Source organism: Alphaproteobacteria bacterium (assembly GCA_018063245.1).
Lineage (GTDB): Bacteria > Pseudomonadota > Alphaproteobacteria > JAGPBS01 > JAGPBS01 > JAGPBS01.
This window is the reverse complement of sequence record JAGPBS010000016.1, coordinates 1-16498: the sequence shown is the minus strand read 5'-3', so window position 1 is coordinate 16498 and position 16498 is coordinate 1. Positions and strand designations below refer to the sequence as shown.

Annotated in this window: 21 protein-coding genes and 3 tRNA genes; 13 read left to right on the top strand and 11 right to left on the bottom strand. The window is 40.6% G+C overall.

What is annotated here, in order from left to right; all coding sequences use genetic code 11:
- Window positions 1-16: 16 nt before the first annotated feature.
- Window positions 17-1297: a beta-ketoacyl-ACP synthase II gene (fabF, locus tag KBF71_03495; GenBank protein MBP9877379.1), complete on the top strand. Its 1281-nt coding sequence runs from the start codon at window positions 17-19 to the stop codon at window positions 1295-1297.
- A gap of 59 nt (window positions 1298-1356) precedes the next feature.
- Here the strand turns inward: fabF and KBF71_03490 are convergent, their stop codons facing one another.
- Window positions 1357-1767: a DUF2000 domain-containing protein gene (locus KBF71_03490; GenBank protein MBP9877378.1), complete on the bottom strand. Its 411-nt coding sequence runs from the start codon at window positions 1765-1767 to the stop codon at window positions 1357-1359.
- Window positions 1764-2255 (bottom strand): YbaK/EbsC family protein, encoded by a 492-nt coding sequence (locus tag KBF71_03485; protein MBP9877377.1) that lies wholly within the window; start codon window positions 2253-2255, stop codon window positions 1764-1766. Before KBF71_03485 ends, KBF71_03490 begins: the two co-directional genes overlap by 4 nt.
- A gap of 115 nt (window positions 2256-2370) precedes the next feature.
- Here KBF71_03485 and KBF71_03480 point away from each other — a divergent pair, with 115 nt between their 5' ends.
- Window positions 2371-2934, top strand: coding sequence for a helix-turn-helix transcriptional regulator (locus KBF71_03480; GenBank protein ID MBP9877376.1), 564 nt, complete (start codon window positions 2371-2373; stop codon window positions 2932-2934).
- A 69-nt stretch (window positions 2935-3003) separates the two neighbouring features.
- Entirely contained in the window at window positions 3004-4215 is a 1212-nt protein-coding gene (locus KBF71_03475; protein MBP9877375.1) for a hypothetical protein, read from the top strand.
- Window positions 4216-4226: 11 nt separating this feature from the next.
- Here the strand turns inward: KBF71_03475 and KBF71_03470 are convergent, their stop codons facing one another.
- Complete coding sequence (locus KBF71_03470) at window positions 4227-4616, bottom strand: nuclear transport factor 2 family protein (GenBank protein MBP9877374.1); 390 nt, start codon at window positions 4614-4616, stop codon at window positions 4227-4229.
- A 91-nt stretch (window positions 4617-4707) separates the two neighbouring features.
- Here KBF71_03470 and KBF71_03465 point away from each other — a divergent pair, with 91 nt between their 5' ends.
- Genes KBF71_03465 through KBF71_03455 form a run of 3 tightly spaced genes read left to right on the top strand, consistent with a single transcriptional unit; the run spans window position 4708 to window position 5997 of the window.
- Window positions 4708-5118 (top strand): MarR family transcriptional regulator, encoded by a 411-nt coding sequence (locus KBF71_03465; protein MBP9877373.1) that lies wholly within the window; start codon window positions 4708-4710, stop codon window positions 5116-5118.
- A 19-nt stretch (window positions 5119-5137) separates the two neighbouring features.
- Complete coding sequence (locus KBF71_03460; protein ID MBP9877372.1) at window positions 5138-5542, top strand: VOC family protein; 405 nt, start codon at window positions 5138-5140, stop codon at window positions 5540-5542.
- Window positions 5543-5550: 8 nt separating this feature from the next.
- Window positions 5551-5997, top strand: coding sequence for a YiiD C-terminal domain-containing protein (locus KBF71_03455; protein MBP9877371.1), 447 nt, complete (start codon window positions 5551-5553; stop codon window positions 5995-5997).
- A 40-nt stretch (window positions 5998-6037) separates the two neighbouring features.
- Here KBF71_03455 and KBF71_03450 read toward each other — a convergent pair whose 3' ends face one another.
- The 6 genes from KBF71_03450 to KBF71_03425 form a co-directional block, all read right to left on the bottom strand.
- Window positions 6038-6511, bottom strand: a complete 474-nt coding sequence (locus tag KBF71_03450; GenBank protein MBP9877370.1) for a DUF2231 domain-containing protein — start codon at window positions 6509-6511, stop codon at window positions 6038-6040.
- 16 nt (window positions 6512-6527) lie between these two features.
- Window positions 6528-8684 carry a multicopper oxidase domain-containing protein gene (locus KBF71_03445; GenBank protein ID MBP9877369.1) on the bottom strand — a complete coding sequence of 719 codons (2157 nt, stop codon included), beginning with the start codon at window positions 8682-8684 and terminating at the stop codon, window positions 6528-6530.
- 500 nt (window positions 8685-9184) lie between these two features.
- Window positions 9185-9874, bottom strand: coding sequence for an amino acid racemase (locus tag KBF71_03440; GenBank protein ID MBP9877368.1), 690 nt, complete (start codon window positions 9872-9874; stop codon window positions 9185-9187).
- A gap of 70 nt (window positions 9875-9944) precedes the next feature.
- Window positions 9945-10241, bottom strand: coding sequence for a GIY-YIG nuclease family protein (locus tag KBF71_03435; GenBank protein ID MBP9877367.1), 297 nt, complete (start codon window positions 10239-10241; stop codon window positions 9945-9947).
- Between the two features lie 110 nt (window positions 10242-10351).
- A tRNA-Ser gene (locus KBF71_03430) sits at window positions 10352-10443 on the bottom strand.
- A gap of 205 nt (window positions 10444-10648) precedes the next feature.
- On the bottom strand, window positions 10649-11119 hold the full coding sequence (locus KBF71_03425; GenBank protein ID MBP9877366.1) for a MerR family transcriptional regulator: 471 nt from the start codon (window positions 11117-11119) through the stop codon (window positions 10649-10651).
- A 245-nt stretch (window positions 11120-11364) separates the two neighbouring features.
- Here KBF71_03425 and rpsD point away from each other — a divergent pair, with 245 nt between their 5' ends.
- The 6 genes from rpsD (at window position 11365) to KBF71_03395 (ending at window position 15008) form a co-directional block, all read left to right on the top strand.
- Window positions 11365-11973, top strand: coding sequence for a 30S ribosomal protein S4 (gene rpsD, locus KBF71_03420; protein ID MBP9877365.1), 609 nt, complete (start codon window positions 11365-11367; stop codon window positions 11971-11973).
- 104 nt (window positions 11974-12077) lie between these two features.
- Window positions 12078-12458: an acyl-CoA thioesterase gene (locus KBF71_03415; protein MBP9877364.1), complete on the top strand. Its 381-nt coding sequence runs from the start codon at window positions 12078-12080 to the stop codon at window positions 12456-12458.
- A 183-nt stretch (window positions 12459-12641) separates the two neighbouring features.
- Entirely contained in the window at window positions 12642-12902 is a 261-nt protein-coding gene (locus tag KBF71_03410) for a hypothetical protein (protein MBP9877363.1), read from the top strand.
- 145 nt (window positions 12903-13047) lie between these two features.
- A complete protein-coding gene (gene grxD / locus KBF71_03405; GenBank protein MBP9877362.1) occupies window positions 13048-13380 on the top strand; it encodes a Grx4 family monothiol glutaredoxin in 333 nt (110 codons plus the stop codon).
- A gap of 40 nt (window positions 13381-13420) precedes the next feature.
- Window positions 13421-13497: transfer RNA gene (locus tag KBF71_03400), tRNA-Arg, on the top strand.
- A 227-nt stretch (window positions 13498-13724) separates the two neighbouring features.
- Window positions 13725-15008, top strand: a complete 1284-nt coding sequence (locus KBF71_03395) for a sel1 repeat family protein (protein MBP9877361.1) — start codon at window positions 13725-13727, stop codon at window positions 15006-15008.
- Window positions 15009-15048: 40 nt separating this feature from the next.
- Here KBF71_03395 and KBF71_03390 read toward each other — a convergent pair.
- Window positions 15049-15135 (bottom strand) — tRNA-Leu (locus tag KBF71_03390).
- 189 nt (window positions 15136-15324) lie between these two features.
- Between KBF71_03390 and ssb the strand changes: the two genes are divergently transcribed.
- Complete coding sequence (gene ssb, locus KBF71_03385) at window positions 15325-15843, top strand: single-stranded DNA-binding protein (GenBank protein ID MBP9877360.1); 519 nt, start codon at window positions 15325-15327, stop codon at window positions 15841-15843.
- Between the two features lie 59 nt (window positions 15844-15902).
- Here ssb and KBF71_03380 read toward each other — a convergent pair.
- Window positions 15903-16498, bottom strand: a 596-nt coding sequence (locus KBF71_03380; GenBank protein ID MBP9877359.1) for an SEL1-like repeat protein, incomplete at its 5' end; no start/stop codon positions are given.

Below are 16498 nucleotides of genomic sequence, written 5' to 3'. Positions count from 1 at the left end.
GCCGAATGAGGAAAAGATGAGACGCGTTGTTATTACAGGAATGGGAATGGTCACACCACTAGGTGCTGGCGTAGACTACAACTGGAAATCACTTTTAGCTTCCAAATCGGGTATTCGCCCAATTCAAAACTTTGACGTCTCAGATCTTCCTGTCAAAATTGGCGGTATTATACCACGTGCTGAAACAGCTGATCTTGCAACAAAAGAATCAGGACTCTTTCATCCCGACAATGTTCTTGATTCAAAAGAACAAAGAAAAGTTGAAGATTTTATCCTTTATGCAATCGCAGCAGCTGATGAAGCTCTCATTGACTCTGGCTGGAAGCCCCAAACTGAAGAAGAATTCTGCAGAACTGGCGTTATGGTCGGCTCTGGCATTGGCGGACTGGGCGGCATTGCTGACACAGCGATCACTCTCCATGAAAAAGGACCCAGACGCGTTTCTCCTTTCTTTATTCCAAGCTGCTTGATCAACTTAGCTTCAGGTCAGATTTCGATCAAACATGGCTTTAAAGGACCTAACCATGCCGTTGTAACAGCTTGCTCAACCGGCGCTCATGCGATTGGCGATGCAGCTCGTATCATCATGTGGGATGATGCTGACGTTATGCTTGCTGGCGGCGCTGAAGCCGCTGTCAATCGTATTGGTATGGCTGGGTTTGCTGCAGCTCGCGCACTCTCAACAGCTTACAATGACACGCCTGAAAAAGCCTCTCGCCCTTATGACAGTGGCCGTGATGGTTTTGTCATGGGTGAAGGTGCTGGTGTTCTTGTTCTTGAAGAATACGAACATGCTAAAAAGCGTGGCGCAAATATCTTAGCTGAAGTTGTTGGTTACGGCATGTCTGGTGATGCTTATCATATCACCTCACCTCCTGAAGACGGCAACGGCGGTTTCCGCTCAATGCAGATGGCATTAAAGCGTGCCGGCATTGCTGCAACGGATGTAGACTATATCAATGCGCACGGTACATCAACACCCGTTGGTGATGAAATTGAGCTTGGCGCTGTCAAACGTCTCTTTGGCAATCAAATTGATAAAATCACAATGTCATCAACAAAATCATCAATTGGCCACCTTTTAGGTGCCGCTGGCGCTGTTGAGGCGATCTATTCAATCTTGGCAATCCGCGATAGTATTTGCCCGCCAACATTGAATCTTGAGAATCCATCTGAATCTTGTATTGGTGTTGATCTTGTTCCACAAGTTCCAAAAGAGAAAAAGCTCAAATTTGCACTTTCTAACTCATTTGGCTTCGGCGGTACCAACGCATCGCTCGTGTTTAAGGCGGTTTAGATATCCTGAACTCGTTATCGGATCTATAGGTGATTTTACATGACACTGCCCTATCACTCTCACCTATAAAGCGAGAGCTTTCTGGTTATATCAGTAACAGTATCCATTTTCCCAAAGAGAACGGCGGCATAGTAAATATGCTCTTCTTCTGTTTTCTGAGCGATTGTCTCTATTTGTTCTAAGTAAGTGCCGCCAGTCATACTATCGACAAAGGCCAATTGCCATATGCTTGCTTCCTTCGCACGCAAAACAGCCTTCTTAATGTCATTCGACTTACCCCGCAGAACAATATAGGGCATGCCCGATACTTTCCAATCATTCCCACTTGCATCAATGTTAGATTGCAGGAAACATGTCTCCTGCCCAAGCTGTGCTCCAAGCGCGAGCGAAGCATGAGCCACTGCATTCATGGCAACACCAGTCTCCAGATCTTTATTGACAATCACCACCAGCTTATTCTCAAAAATCATTGCTTTTCTCCAATATCTATAACAGTTCCCTTTGTCATCGCAAGCAAGTCCCTGCTCTTCAGGCAAAAGACAGCATTTGGCGTCCCTGCTGCCGCCCAAATCTCATCAAGCGCCATCAAATCTTCATCGATAAAAATCAAATCTATCGGATTTTTGTGACCAATCGGCGGAATACCACCAATGGCAAAACCTGTCACATCTCTTGTAAAATCAGCATCCGCTTTAACAATAGGTTCCCCTAAGTGCTGCGCTATCTGCTTTTCATCAACTCTGTTCGAGCCTGATGTTAATATCAAAACCGGCCTTGCTGTCTCTTTTGTTTTGAAAATGAGAGATTTTACGATTTGCGCAATGTCACAACCAACGCTCGCAGCAGCATCGCTCGCCGTTCTGGCACTGCTTGATAACTCAACAACTTTACAACTCAGGCCAACATTATGTAAAGCTTCCTGAACAGATTGCGCACTTTTAGTTAATTGATGATCCATTTTTTCCTCTCATGATTCAAATTCAGATTTACATATTGTGCGTTATAGCGCACAATAAAAAGACTATAGCATCGTGCGTTATAACGCACAAGTCTTTTTTAAGAATAGGTGAGCCTTGACTGATCTTGCAGAAAAAATTTCGAGCACTTTAAAATCGCTCCGCAGCCAAAAAGGCTGGAGCCTTGATGTCGCAAGTCAAAAAACAGGCGTCAGTAAAGCCATGCTCGGCCAGATTGAACGGGGTGAATCAAGCCCTACAATTGCAACGCTCTGGAAAATTGCGAGTGGCTTTAACGTCTCATTTTCCTCCTTTGTCGAAGACCTACAGCCCACTGATCCAAACTTTACACACCGTAGCGGTCATTTACAACAAATGCACCCTGCAGATGATAAGATCAAAATAATGCCTATTTTTGCATTTGATGCACAGTTAGGCTTTGAAGTCTTTATTATCGAATTACTTCCGGGATGCGAGCACCTGTCTCCTCCTCACCAAAAAGACGTTATAGAGCATGTGATTGTTTCAAGTGGCAATATCGAAGTTCTTATAGGGGATACTTGGCACGATGTCCTTGAAAATGAAGGCATGCGCTTTGACGCAGACCAGCCCCATGGCTATCGCAATCTATCAGGCTCAAAAGCCATTTTCCTTGATATGATCCATTATGGGAAACATTAATTTTTTATTGACTATCTATTCGATACATTTTATATATCTTATGTAATATTAACATTAGAGAATATCAATATGTCAGGAATACATCACACACCACAATTAGAATCAAATACACAAACATCCAAACTATCTGATGAAACCTTGGGCAAATTCCATGCTTTTTCAGTAACCACGCCGACAGACCATCAGGCGACTCTAAGAGCTGTTGGCCATTTAAAAAAGATCGATTTAGAAGAAAATCGGGATATTACAGTGGCAGCCCTATCGGCTCTTGAAGCTGGCTCTCTTCCAGAACTTGAGACTCTATCTCTAGATGAACGGAGATTGACCATTCAAACTCTTCAAGCTTGCCTAAAAGCAGCTCCCCATCTCAAAGAACTTAGCCTGACAGCATACTACACCGGATTTGAATTCAAGGCCCTCACACGGCTTTTTAAAAATGCACCCCTAGTGTCTCTTGAAAAACTCGTTTTTGATAACTCTCAAATCGATATGTCCCAAGATCTACAAGCTTTTTTAGAAATTGCACCCAATTTGAAAAGCATCAGCATTCTTTGCGCATCCAATGTCAATGGAGACTTCACTTACTTACAACCAAATTCACTACCTAACCTAAGGCGCTTTTGTGTATTTGGCCCAGAGTTCACAATGAAAGATCTACAAAGCGTTTTACTCGCAGCGCCCAATTTAAAACAATTAAATATATTGGAATATACTGAAAATGGTGCAGAAAAATTTCCACCGCTTAATCTGTCTCTGGAAAAGGTATATCTACAAGGTCATATAACAAATTACCTCCAAGCATTACTACGAGCCGCCCCTCATATAAAAGACATCGAGCTTCAAGATGATAAAATAGATTTGGAAAGTGCTCTCTCTGCGCTCAATATCGATTCTCTCCCAGCGCTCACAAACTTTAGTTTAACGCGGCGTGATCTTACATCTGAAGATTATAGACCTATCACAACAACTGATATTCTGTCAGTTCTAAAAATGTCACCGAATTTAAGAGAAATCAAGTTTGAAAAATCGTTAGAGTACGCTGATACCATGACAGAGCCAGATAAGGATACAAAGGAATCAGAAACACTCGACTTTTCTGAATTTTCCAATTACCGCTTTCCTTCTATTACACGAATCACCCTCTCAAATATTGATGTTAAAAACCTTCAAAACCTTGAAGAAGCGATGCCTAATCTAGAATTCATCGATCATACACCAGCTCCAACTCAGGTAATCGATCCTGAAGATACAAACGAAGAGAGCTTGATCAACGAAGCATAATCATCCCCCCCTCACCTCCCAAAGATCTCCGCCCTTTTGTCTTCAAAGGGGCGGGCGTCGTAAAATAATTCAATTTTTGAAATCTGCTGATCTCTAAAATCCATCAAAACGGAAGCCCTCAGCTTGCCAATAGAGCCGCTGAAGATAAAATCATAAGCCAGCATAATCTGATCACCTGTAGCAAATTTAGCGCGTATATGAATATCAGCCAACATCTGGCTTAATCTTTTGGCTGCCTCAACAACAGCATCTCGCCCAGACAATTCTGCAAGAGGTCCAATGAAGTGCACATCCGGATGCAGACAGGCCCCCATCGCAGTAAAATTCTTTTGTAACATATAACCATAATAAGCCTCGACGACAGCTAAATAATTTTCTCTCTCATGAGTGGTTGTTTTCATTTTAATCTCCTGTTATAATATCAGCACACTGATAAAGTAATATAAGGACACTGATATGTCAAGGCCAAAAAATGAACTCAAAGTAACGGGACTGCTTGGCTATAAACTGAAGCAAACACAGCATATTTTACGCCTTCAGATGGATGAGGCCCTCAGATCTCTAGATCTTACCACGCCTCAATATGCTGTGTTAGCACAATTAGAATTAAGACCTGGTATTTCGAATGCAGCTCTTGCCAGAGCCTCTTTTATCACAGCGCAAACCATGCATGGTATTGTTTCAAACTTAGAGAAACAGGCTCTTGTTCAGCGTAAAGGCGATCCTGACCATGGGAGAATTCTATGTACAGAACTCACCGATGAAGGTCATCGCATTGTCCAGCAGGCCCATGAAATCATTGCAGAGGTTGAGGCCATCATGACAAAGACAATGACTGATCAGGATAAATTTTATATGGAAAAATGTCTTATAGAATGCTTTAATAACCTCAATTCTAAGTAAAGCCAAAAAAGGATACCAAATGCTTGATCACGTTTCATTTTCAGTCAATAACTTTAAACAGAGCCTTCACTTTTATGATGAAACCCTTAAAATCTTAGGCTATGAGCGTGTCATGACCTTTGACATGGAAGATAATGAACTGGCGGGCTACGGCATAAATGGAAAGCCCTCCTTCTGGATCGCTCAAGAAAAAGAACCAAACCTGAATGAGGCAATTGGTAAAGCACGTGGCTTTCATCTTGCCTTCTTGGCACCGACAGTTGAAGCCATTCATGCCTGGTACCAAAAATGTTTAGAGCTAGGCGGCAGGGATAACGGCACCCCAGGACCGCGTCCAGAATATCATCCAGGCTTTTATGGCGCTTTTATAGTTGATCCAAATGGATGGCGCATTGAAGCTACTCTGCATCATTATCAAGCATAGAGAAAAACATGAATCCAAGTGAGCTTCAGGTCTATCTTTATGAACAGATCCCTATGGCAAAAGCATTAGGAATTCTCGTGAAAAAGGTTGAGCTCAAATGCATCATTTTACAAGCACCACTTGATGTGAACATCAATCACAAAAAGACCGTCTTTGGCGGAAGCCTTTATAGCATCGCCACCCTCGCTTGCTGGAGCCTTGCATTTCTGAATGCAAAACAGTTAAATATCAAATGTGAGATCGTGATTTCAAAAGGCGAGATTGATTATAAATCCCCTGTCACTGGTGATTTTGAAGTTACCTGTCAAATTGAAGATGAAAAGGCCTATGCTCAATTTTGCGATCGCTTAACAAAGAGAAATCTATCTCGTCTTTCACTTACGGCTCAGATTCAAGAGAAGGGCCTCATTGCCGTCGAATATAAAGGCGATTTTGTCGCGATTCGGAAAAGTTAAATTGCCGATGCTATCTTCCTTCAGGATCACATAGAGGTTTTTATCTTTCATGCTGATGAACGTCAGGATTTGGCAAGGACATCACTCCCACACCATACCTATAAACAACCTCTGCACCTTTCCACGCAGTGATGGACAAAAATAAAGTTGCAACCAACAAGCACCCTATAAAGACAAGGTTTTGCTTTTTATGATCATGATATAGCTTGATTGACCAAAGGGTTAAAATGAGAAAAGAAAACGCGGTAATTAGAGCCCAGTTTCTGTGGGTTACCATAGCCATGTGTGCAGGCTCATCATGCAGCACCGTATAAAAGGCATGAAATCCAGCAGCAACAGCGATAATTGTAAATAGACATCCAAGCCATAAATTAAAATATCCACAATTTAATATTTTTTCGCCAACTTCATTTTTAATGAATAAGCTACTCATAATCAATACCGTTGCCACAGAAAAAAGCGCAATCGTGAAATGAATAAAAATTGGGTGCCAATTTGGAATAATCTCCGGCAGCATATTTAGCCCTTTCCTAAAATTTAAAATTGAATCCGATACCAAATTTTTCTCTGGAGTCGTAATTTCCAGAAAATTCTATCTGTTTTGTGACTTCATAACTAAGACCAATCGTATAGTCTTTATCAGTATTCCAATTCCAATCGAGAGAAATTCTATCTGCCAATTGGTGATGATTAGACAGGCCCAGACGCAAATCCCCTTCCGTATCAACCCTTAAATCGGCATCAATTAAAAGAGGTAATGTATACACTGCGCCAAAGACGCCCCTATTCTTGATATCACCATCGTCTCTTTCAAACTTAACACCTGCATAAAACCCCAAAAATTGGGAAACATATCTAAGATAGGTGGCTTCTATGTCATGATCTTTATCGTAATTATACCGTGCATCAACAATAAAATTGTCATCATTTCTCATCAGCTTCGCAATAACATCTGCAAAGTTTGAATATCCTTCTATCGTTAAAGAATGAAACCATACATTTCCATGTTCTGAAGAATGATCCCCTGCATGCTTTTTCAATACCGGGTCATGAACAGTACCATCATAATGGATCACACCTCCCATTCCTAATTTCATATGATAGAGATTATGGCAATGAAATATCCAATCTTTTTCTTCATTCGCATCAAATTCAATTTCCACAGTTTCAAATGGAGATACATTGACTGTATGCTTAAGTGGGCTATAGTCCCCTTGACCATTTAAAACTCTAAAAAAATGGCCATGTAAGTGAATTGGATGATTCATCATCGTTTCATTCACAAGCACAAATTTAACGTTCTCACCCTTTTTAATCACAATTTCATCTGCTGCATACATTGGCGTGTCATTGATTGTCCATACATATCTTTCCATTGAGCCAGTTAACCTTAATGTAACAATGCGTTGCGGATGACCTTTTGGCAGAGTGGTGATAACAGGTGAAGAAATCAATTTGTAATCACTCAAATAATCAATATGTTGTAATGGAATTTCAACCGACAGTGACTCATCACTTTTCATGTCCATTGCACCATGATCAGTACTCCCCATACCCTTCATTGCAGAATGATCCATTGGAGTCTGTTTCATATCATGATCAGACTTTATCGCCGTAGATGACATCTTCATAGAGGAATGATCCACTTTCTTCTTACCCATGTCCATTTTACTCATGTCATGCCCACCCATTCCACCATGATCCATGCCGCTCATATCCATTAAAACCAAATTAGGTTTCGGATATGCAGGTGCAGACAACAATTCACCCTCACCAAAATGAACAACAGCAAACCCTGTACCATCTTCTGCAGAAGCTCTAAATTCATATGTTCTTTTATCTGGAATCGTAACAATAACATCATATGTTTCAGCCATTGCTATCCGGATTTTTTGAGCAGTAAACGGCGAAATCTGTACACCATCAGATTCAATCACTTTCATAGGACCACCAGAATACTCAAAAATAAAGTAAGATGAAGCTGCAGCATTTATAATCCTGAGCTTCACACGCGTTCCTGGTTTCGTATCTCTCAGATGTGAAGATTGTTTGCCATTAATCAAAAATGCATCATATCCAATATCAGACATATCCATTGGCCCCATACGTGTCAGAGCATTATTGATTCTAATTTTAACTGCATCAGACCCATTTTGTAAAACTTTCAGCCATGACTGGACTGAATCTTTTTTCAATGCGTAATAATCTGAATCTTTTTTGAGATTGGCTAAAACATTATCAGGGTTCTCATTCGTCCAATCAGATAAAATGAGAACATACTCTTCATCATAATCCTTGACCTCATTTTCAGGATAAAAAACAAGTGAACCGTACAAACCTTGTTGTTCTTGAAGTGCAGAATGGGCATGATACCAAAAAGTGCCACTATGCTTTATCGGAAATTCATAGGTGAAAGTTTCTCCCGCTTTAATAGGCGGCCCATTGATAAAAGGCACCCCATCCATATCATTGGGAACCAACACACCATGCCAATGAATGGAGGTATCTATATCTAAATTATTTGTCACTTTGACGCGGAAGATATCCCCAACTTTTGCTTTAAGCGTAGGACCAGGAATGGCATTATTAATCGTTAGAGCTGTTGTTTCTTTCCCCGTGATATTGACCTTTTGCTCATTTATAATGAGCTTATACTCAACTGTCTCAGCATGTGAATGAGTCGACACCCCTAGTAGAATCAGCAACGATACTATTAAAAAAAGGCATTTTATTTGCATTCCGCTGTTTATCCTCACTTTTTCATCATGTTTTCAAGTATATCCATGGGCGTACACGCTGACGTTTCAAAATAACCCTGATTCCAATATTTAAAGGCAAAATAGGTAATGCAAAGTAGGGAAAAAATGGCAGAAATGAAGGTTACATAACCGACGGCCTTACCAAAGGCACTTCCTTCTCCTTGGTTTTGTTTGCACCAAATTAAAAGGGCCGTACTACCCAGTAAAACACCGTAGGCAATAGTAAACTCATATGCATCATGAACATTGTAGACTCCTTAGTTTTATGTTATTCGTTCTTGGAATTTCATTATAAAAACAAACAGTTAAAAATGAATGAATAATAGCCTTTTGCTGTGGCATTGAATATGCGTTGGGGTTGGTCTCAAGAGGGTTGCTCCTGTATCCCAGACTCACTGTCCCTTAAAAAATTTCTTCATTTTTAGTTCTTACGCATCAGCCAAAGCAAAATCAACAGCAGCCTTTGCTTGAAGCTTGACTGGATCGACGACAGGTAGGACTGAATTTGCAACATCAACAAGCATTGGATATTCCGTGCAGCCGAGCACAACTGCATCGAGATTTTGATGCCTCTTGATGAGATCTGCAAAATAATCTCGAGACTTGTCAGTCACAATATTATGCATCAATTCGTCATGAATTTCGTGCATTTGAGCTCTTTCTTCTTTGGTTGGAATCGTCACTGATATACCATTTTGCTCTAATATGCGTGCAAAAAATCCATCTTCCATGGTAAAAGTCGTCGCAAGCAAAAGAACCGACTTCTGATTTTGAGTAAGCAGATACTCTGCCACAAGCTCGACAGCATGCATAAAAGGGATCTGTGTTTGAAGCTCGTGCTTAATGCGATCGTAATATTTATGAAGACTATTACAGCAAATCACAATGCACTCAGGTTTCAAGCTGATTAATTCAAGCAGCTCCATTTTTAAGAGCGCTGCAACTTTATCATGATCTTTCCCGTAATGACTCATGATGTCGTGGTAATCTATGCTTTTCAGCAATATTTTTGCACTATGCAAGCCACCAAGCCGCTCTCCGACGAGTTCATTGAGCGCTTTGTAATAGCCGATAGTTGAAGACCAACCCGTTCCGCCTAAGAGACCAATTGTTTTCATTTTAATTTCCTTTTTTAGAAGTTGGGTTGTGGAGTTTCATGCTTTATGTTGGGCTTGTAAAGCATCCACTTCACATGCTGCGATTCAACATAGCCTCATCGTTTTTAAACGATAGATCAGAAATCCAAAATCGTTTCTGAGCAAAAGCACGACCTGATCCAGATTTAAGATATTTCTCAAAATGCCTTGCTTTACTTTCGTTTTTAAAAGCAAAATACATCACTAACTCCCAAGGCTTATATTTTGCTGTATGAACAGAACCACCCGAATTATGGACATCAAGCCTATTATTAAGGCCCTGTGTAATACCTACATAGCGTTGGTCAGGATAAGGCAAAGATTGAATAAGATATACATAATAATACATGGATATTGTGACTTTATGAGATTTTATTAACAGCCCTCCTTCGCACTACGTGCTTCGGCGGACAGCCTTCGTTAAATCTTCGGCCTGCCAGCCGAAGCTTTAGCGTAGGCTGGCGGAGGGGATGAGATTCGAACTCACGATACAACTTTCGCCGTATAACGGTTTAGCAAACCGCCGCCTTCAGCCTCTCGGCCACCCCTCCGGATATAGTGCCAAACCCCATTTTAAAATTCTACTGCTTCACTCGTCACTCATGTAGGTTAACTACACTTCGTTCCTCGTTCATAGTATAATTTTATCTGGTCGTTGGCATAAAGCGTTCATGTATATGTGCCTTACATGATGCATCATTTAAACCATTATCTAAGTCAAATGTCAAGATCATCATCACGCAATTTATAAAATAATTAAGCTGACTTTAAAAAAGCCTTTAAATCCATCAAAGATGCCTGAATGTCATCAATAAGCGCATCCCTCTTGCCCTGAGAAAATGCTGATTTTACAACTTGTACTTCTTCATTTGGCAAAACAATAGAATCAGCTGACTGCTCTATAATCGGCTCAGAACTTGTCGCTTTTTTCTCTTGCTTCAAAGCATCAGTGAGCGCCTGCTGCGCTCCTTTAACCGTAAAGCCTTCCTTATAAAGCAAATCTCGAATTTTGGCTAAAATCAATATGTCTTCTTGGCGGTAATAACGACGATTGCCGCTCGCCTTCACTGGACTGATTTGCTTGAATTTACCCTCCCAGAACCGTAACACATGAGGCTTGACATCCAAAAGCTGTGAAACCTCTGAAATCGTACGAAAAGCCTCAGCTGATTTCTTCCCAGCAGAGGATTTTAAACTTAGCGATAAATTTTCAAATAAAGACAACATGCTAGGATTAAAACAGATTTCTCTCTCGATTAAAAGTTTTTTTCACACCAGAAAAGGATTCAAGTGTCTTTTTTTCAAAATAATTAAAAACACCTTGACTTTTGCACTCATTTTGATAGGATGAACAGAATTTTCCGACAGGTGGGTGTTCTTTTCGAAGAATTCCCCGTCATTTCTGATCCAATGAGGGATCGGCAAATTGAATTGTTGGAAGCATAACCTTTATATTTAGGGTTCATTATACTATGTCTAAACGTATTGACGCAAAACATAAAATTGACCGCCGCTTAGGCGAAAACCTCTGGGGAAGACCAAAAAGCCCAGTGAACAAAAGAGAATCTGGCCCAGGCCAACACGGTGTTCGCCGTAAAAAGCCAACAGATTATGGTACACAGCTTAAAGCAAAACAAAAACTAAAAGGCTATTATGGTAGCATTGGCGAAAAACAATTCGTTAAGCTCTATAAAGAAGCATCACGCCGTAAAGGTGATACATCAGAAAACCTTATTGGCCTTCTTGAAACAAGACTCGATGCAGCTGTTTATCGCTTGAAATTCGTACCAACAGTTTTTGCTGCTCGCCAGTTTGTAAACCATGGTCACGTCCTGGTCAATGGCAAGCGCGTTAACATCCCTTCATACAGAATTAAAATTGGCGATGTGATCGAGATTCGTGAAAAATCACGCCAAATTCCAATGGTTATCCAAGCTCAAGCTATGGCTGAGAGAGATGTTCCTGATTATTACTCAACTGAAGGTCACAAAGGATCTATGACACGCGTTCCGCTTTTGTCAGATGTTCCTTACCCAGTTCAAATGGAACCACACTTGGTTATCGAGTTCTACTCACGATAAGTCGAACTTCAATAGAATTGAAAAGGAGGGTCACAACCCTCCTTTTTTCATTCTTATTAACCATTATTTGTTACGATAACTCAATAAAAAAGGAAAGATAAACAATGGCTGATACACCCGATTTTCATGCAGGACCTTCTTTACGAATGATGGCAATGCCTTGTGATACCAATGCGAATGGGGATATATTTGGCGGATGGCTTTTATCTCTTATGGATCTTGCTGGATCCGCTAAAGCAAAAATCAGAGCTAAATCTCGCGTAACGACAATTGGTATTGAAGCCATGAAATTTCATCACCCTGTAAAAGTTGGCGATGAAGTCAGCTGTTTTTGTGAAATTACCAAAATTGGCAGGACCTCGATTCAAATCAAGGTTGAGGCCTGGGTCAGAAACTATGCAAGCGGTGATGAAAGACAAGTCACTGAAGGGCTTTTTACTTATGTAGCCCTTGATAATCAAGGCCAAAAGACTCCAATTGTCTAATCAACTCCAAACAATACCCTCAAAATCTTTTTAGGTTAAATATGGTTTAATTGTCACCCAGCCATTAAGGATTTGACATCCATATTCCTTAAATATATGTAAGATATAAACTGATATAAATTTTATCACGGTGTTCGTTTTCAAGATTTATGATACTTAAGATCATACTGATCGGAGGTAATGATGTCATTGATAAATAAAATTAAAAGTGAACCTTCTTTGTTAAACTACGGCATAAAATTCGCTCATATGCTAAAAAAATCGATTGCGATGCATCAAACAAACACAAGTCGCTTTGTACTGGCAATTGATCCAAATCAACTTCAATCGGCTGCTAAAAAGTATCGGCCCGATGCCTTCACAGACGTGAAACAACATGATACAAAGATTTTTTCGACTAGAGGTATGGATGTAAAAATCAGCACCTCAAAAGCGCAGTCTTAAACTGCTTTTTTAATGAAAAATAGAGTCAAGCTGTACGATTCTTGAAGAATCATGCAGCTTTTTCTTTTAAGAATACCTTGACTTTTTATATTGAAGCCTTTAGTTTCTATTGAATGACGAATGTAATTTATTCAGTGAGGCTAAAATGACAAATATTCTTGATCAAATTGATAGAGACATTAAGAACAATGATATTGTTTTATACATGAAAGGAACGCCTGATTTCCCACAATGCGGCTTCTCATCAATTGTTTGCCAGATTTTAAATCATCTGGGCTTGACTTTTCATGCTGTCAATGTTCTTGAAAATGATGAGATTCGTCAAGCGATTAAAGAATATACCAATTGGCCAACTATTCCGCAGCTCTACATCAAAGGTGAGTTTATTGGCGGATCAGACATTGTCAAAGAAATGTTCCAAAATGGCGAATTGAAAACTCTTTTAGCTGAAAAAGGCATTGCTGTAAAAGCCGCCTAAGCTTTTTACAATGAAAATTTCTCTCATCATGAGAGTTTGCGGGTCCGTAGCTCAGCTGGATAGAGCGTTGGCCTCCGGAGCCAAAGGTCGTGAGTTCGAATCTCGCCGGATCCGCCACCCTATACTCTTCCTCCTATGCCAAAGCTTCGGAGGACAAGTCGAGCTTCGGGCGACAAGCCAGAAGCAAGTTAGACGTAGGAGTGTCTACCGAAGCATCCATCGAAGATGAGGCGTAGGCAGGCTATAAGGCAACCGTTTTCCAGGTTTGACTTTTCCATATTTTATAATATTTAAATGCAATTATATTCTATAATTTTAAACTTGTTCATGATGGGAAAAGCAAAATGACCAATATACAACCCGTTCAAACACAGCCGCAGGTTTTTACTTTCGATCTTTATGAGCTAAATAAGGGAGGCCACCTTATTGTCAGCTCCAAACTACCTAAAAGAATAGAAGTTCGAAAACATGATATCACAATTCACAATCTGAAATTATTTGAAAGATCGATAGCCTACCTCTCACTCTCTCAACAAGTCAACCTCCCTACAGACCTTAAAGACAATACTGGTTTCATGAATTATATAAGAGCTTGTCGCTTTATCATTCCATCTGGCTACTTACCAATGACACTAACCGACCATGAATTCAATAGTGATGAAGGTCTCAAACTCATGAAGCTCTCTGCTGAGCAAGGCTTTGCTCCCGCGCAATGGAATTTGGCTATCTGTTCTCAATTTGGCATTGCTATGGAGAAAAATCTTATAGAAGCGATCTATTATTATCAACAAGCCGCCGAACAAGGGATCGCTAAAGCTCAAACAAGATTAGCCTCGCTCTATGATCAAGGCCAAGGAACTCCCAAAAACCGAGCGAAAGCCTTCGAATGGTATGAAAAAGCAGCAATACAAGGAATCGCAGTCGCTCAATACAACCTCGGCTGGTATTATGGACACGGCATTCACGTATCGCAAGATCTCCACAAATCTCTTGAGTGGTTTAAAAAAGCAGCGACTCAGGGATTTAGAGAGGCCAAGAATGGTATCATCTGGGCTAAAAGAGAGATCAAAAAACTACAAACTAAGGCACTACAAGAAGAAGCCGCCAAGGCGCAACAAGCAGCGATAAACGCACGGACACAACCAGGGCCCGATAATCATTTTCAGCAAATATTATTGAAAATGCAAGAAAGAGAAGCGCTCCATAAAGAGGAGATGCAGGCAATGGAAAAAAGACATCAAGAGGAAATACAGAAAAAGGATGAAAGACACCAAGACGAAATGCGCAGTAAGGAAGCAAGACATCAAAAACAAATCGCTAAACTAGAAAAAAGATTCAATGCCTCAATTCAGGCCCTTCATTGCCGGATTGAGATGATTGAATCCAGAGGCTTAGATCATCAAGTTATTCGCTGGACTCTTCAAGGCCAGGCTTCTCTCCTCCCTGAACCAAAAGCAAACCCTCGACCTGATCAACCCCTTGACAACATATCTATTGAAGAGTTGAGTGACGCACCTTCAGCTTCTCCTGAAAGCGATCTAAAACCAAAGAAACGAGTAAGAGCAGCAAATGGAAACAACTCCAAAAGACAACAACTTTCTCCAAAAGAGGGGGGTCAAAAGTCTTAATCGCAATAGGAAACAATAAAAAAGGCACCATTCTTTCAAATGGTGCCCACTGCCGGACTCGAACCGGCACGGCATTACTGCCGAGGGATTTTAAGTCCCTTGCGTCTACCGGTTCCGCCAAGTGGGCCTCTCAGGAGACAATTCATACGAATTGGATATAAGATATCGTCTATAGCACATTTTGACAAGAGGATTTTTACAAAAAATCGATTTTTATCAGGCCGCGAAACAAAAGAAACATGATGCTTATTTCTGTTTGCAATTCTGACAATCTTGTGTATCCTGATCACAATTCATTTTAACAAGAGGATCATTCATCATGGCAGGCAGTGTAAATAAAGTTATTTTAGTTGGCAATCTAGGAGCAGATCCTGACGTTCGCTCATTTCAAAATGGCGGAAAAGTCGCAAACCTATCAATTGCAACATCAGAGTCATGGAAAGACAAAACCTCTGGTGAACGCAAAGAAAAAACAGAATGGCACCGTGTTTCAATCTTAAGCGAACCTCTTGTGCGCATCTGTGAACAATATCTCAAAAAAGGCGCAAAAATTTACCTTGAAGGTCAATTGGAAACACGCAAATGGACTGATCAATCAGGACAAGAGCGCTACACAACTGAAGTTGTTCTCCGCCCTTTCACAGGTATCTTGACCATGTTAGATGGCCGTTCAGGTGATTCATCTTCTTATGGCAACAACTCTGCTTCTAACGGACAGGCTTTTAATGATCAAAGCGACTCTTTCTCAAGCTTCCCACCAGCAGGCGCTTATGGGCAACCTTCTGCAGGCCCAAAATCAGGCCATTCAGATCTTGATGACGAAGTTCCATTTTGAGTTGATAGGCCTGGTTAAAATTCAACCACGGAAAGCAAACGTCAACAAAAGACTTGAGGTTAACCCTCAAGTCTTTTTAGCGCCTCTATGGCTCCTTCATGGCCTTGCTTTGCTGCTCTTTCGTAATATTCAAGCGCTTTAGAAAGATCTAGATCTGTCCCCTCGCCTTTCTCATAACATTCAGCGAGCTGATATTCTGCATCAACATTACCTTCGGCTGCAAATTTGAGTGCAGTCTCGAAGATCTTTTTTTGAATTTCCTTTAGTTTTTGGCCATTCAGTTTAAAAGCTTTTAATGCCCTTACAGTCTCTAAAAATTTAAGACGATCCTCTTCTTGTGTGCATGTTGGATAGTTTTGTACTCTTCCGCCGCGTTCAACAAAAAATACACAGCCATCACCTGGCTCCTTTACTTGTGCATACTTTTCATATTTGGTCAAAAGATACTCACGGGCTGCACTTAAAGTACCGAATTGCAGTGCACTGTAGCGCGGATCGTAATTATCTTCCAAAGACTTTGTATTGACATCATAAAGATAGTAAGCTCCTGCGCGCATAAATATTGCAATTGCGTGGGCCTCTTCAGCAGCCATCGCCATATCGATCCAGGCTATATTATCACATGTTAAATAGACAGATAATGTATCCATAAAGC

Bases quoted from the DNA above. Each gene is read 5' to 3' on its own strand.
- KBF71_03415 (MBP9877364.1), top strand. From the start codon at position 12,078: ATGGCTGATACACCCGATTTTCATGCAGGACCTTCTTTACGAATGATG.
- KBF71_03475 (MBP9877375.1), top strand. From the start codon at position 3,004: ATGTCAGGAATACATCACACACCACAATTAGAATCAAATACACAAACA.
- KBF71_03470 (MBP9877374.1), bottom strand. From the start codon at position 4,616: ATGAAAACAACCACTCATGAGAGAGAAAATTATTTAGCTGTCGTCGAG.
- KBF71_03455 (MBP9877371.1), top strand. From the start codon at position 5,551: ATGAATCCAAGTGAGCTTCAGGTCTATCTTTATGAACAGATCCCTATG.
- KBF71_03435 (MBP9877367.1), bottom strand. From the start codon at position 10,241: ATGTATTATTATGTATATCTTATTCAATCTTTGCCTTATCCTGACCAA.
- KBF71_03440 (MBP9877368.1), bottom strand. From the start codon at position 9,874: ATGAAAACAATTGGTCTCTTAGGCGGAACGGGTTGGTCTTCAACTATC.
- KBF71_03425 (MBP9877366.1), bottom strand. From the start codon at position 11,119: ATGTTGTCTTTATTTGAAAATTTATCGCTAAGTTTAAAATCCTCTGCT.
- KBF71_03395 (MBP9877361.1), top strand. From the start codon at position 13,725: ATGACCAATATACAACCCGTTCAAACACAGCCGCAGGTTTTTACTTTC.
- KBF71_03490 (MBP9877378.1), bottom strand. From the start codon at position 1,767: ATGATTTTTGAGAATAAGCTGGTGGTGATTGTCAATAAAGATCTGGAG.
- grxD (MBP9877362.1), top strand. From the start codon at position 13,048: ATGACAAATATTCTTGATCAAATTGATAGAGACATTAAGAACAATGAT.
- rpsD (MBP9877365.1), top strand. From the start codon at position 11,365: ATGTCTAAACGTATTGACGCAAAACATAAAATTGACCGCCGCTTAGGC.
- KBF71_03485 (MBP9877377.1), bottom strand. From the start codon at position 2,255: ATGGATCATCAATTAACTAAAAGTGCGCAATCTGTTCAGGAAGCTTTA.
- KBF71_03460 (MBP9877372.1), top strand. From the start codon at position 5,138: ATGCTTGATCACGTTTCATTTTCAGTCAATAACTTTAAACAGAGCCTT.
- KBF71_03410 (MBP9877363.1), top strand. From the start codon at position 12,642: ATGTCATTGATAAATAAAATTAAAAGTGAACCTTCTTTGTTAAACTAC.
- fabF (MBP9877379.1), top strand. From the start codon at position 17: ATGAGACGCGTTGTTATTACAGGAATGGGAATGGTCACACCACTAGGT.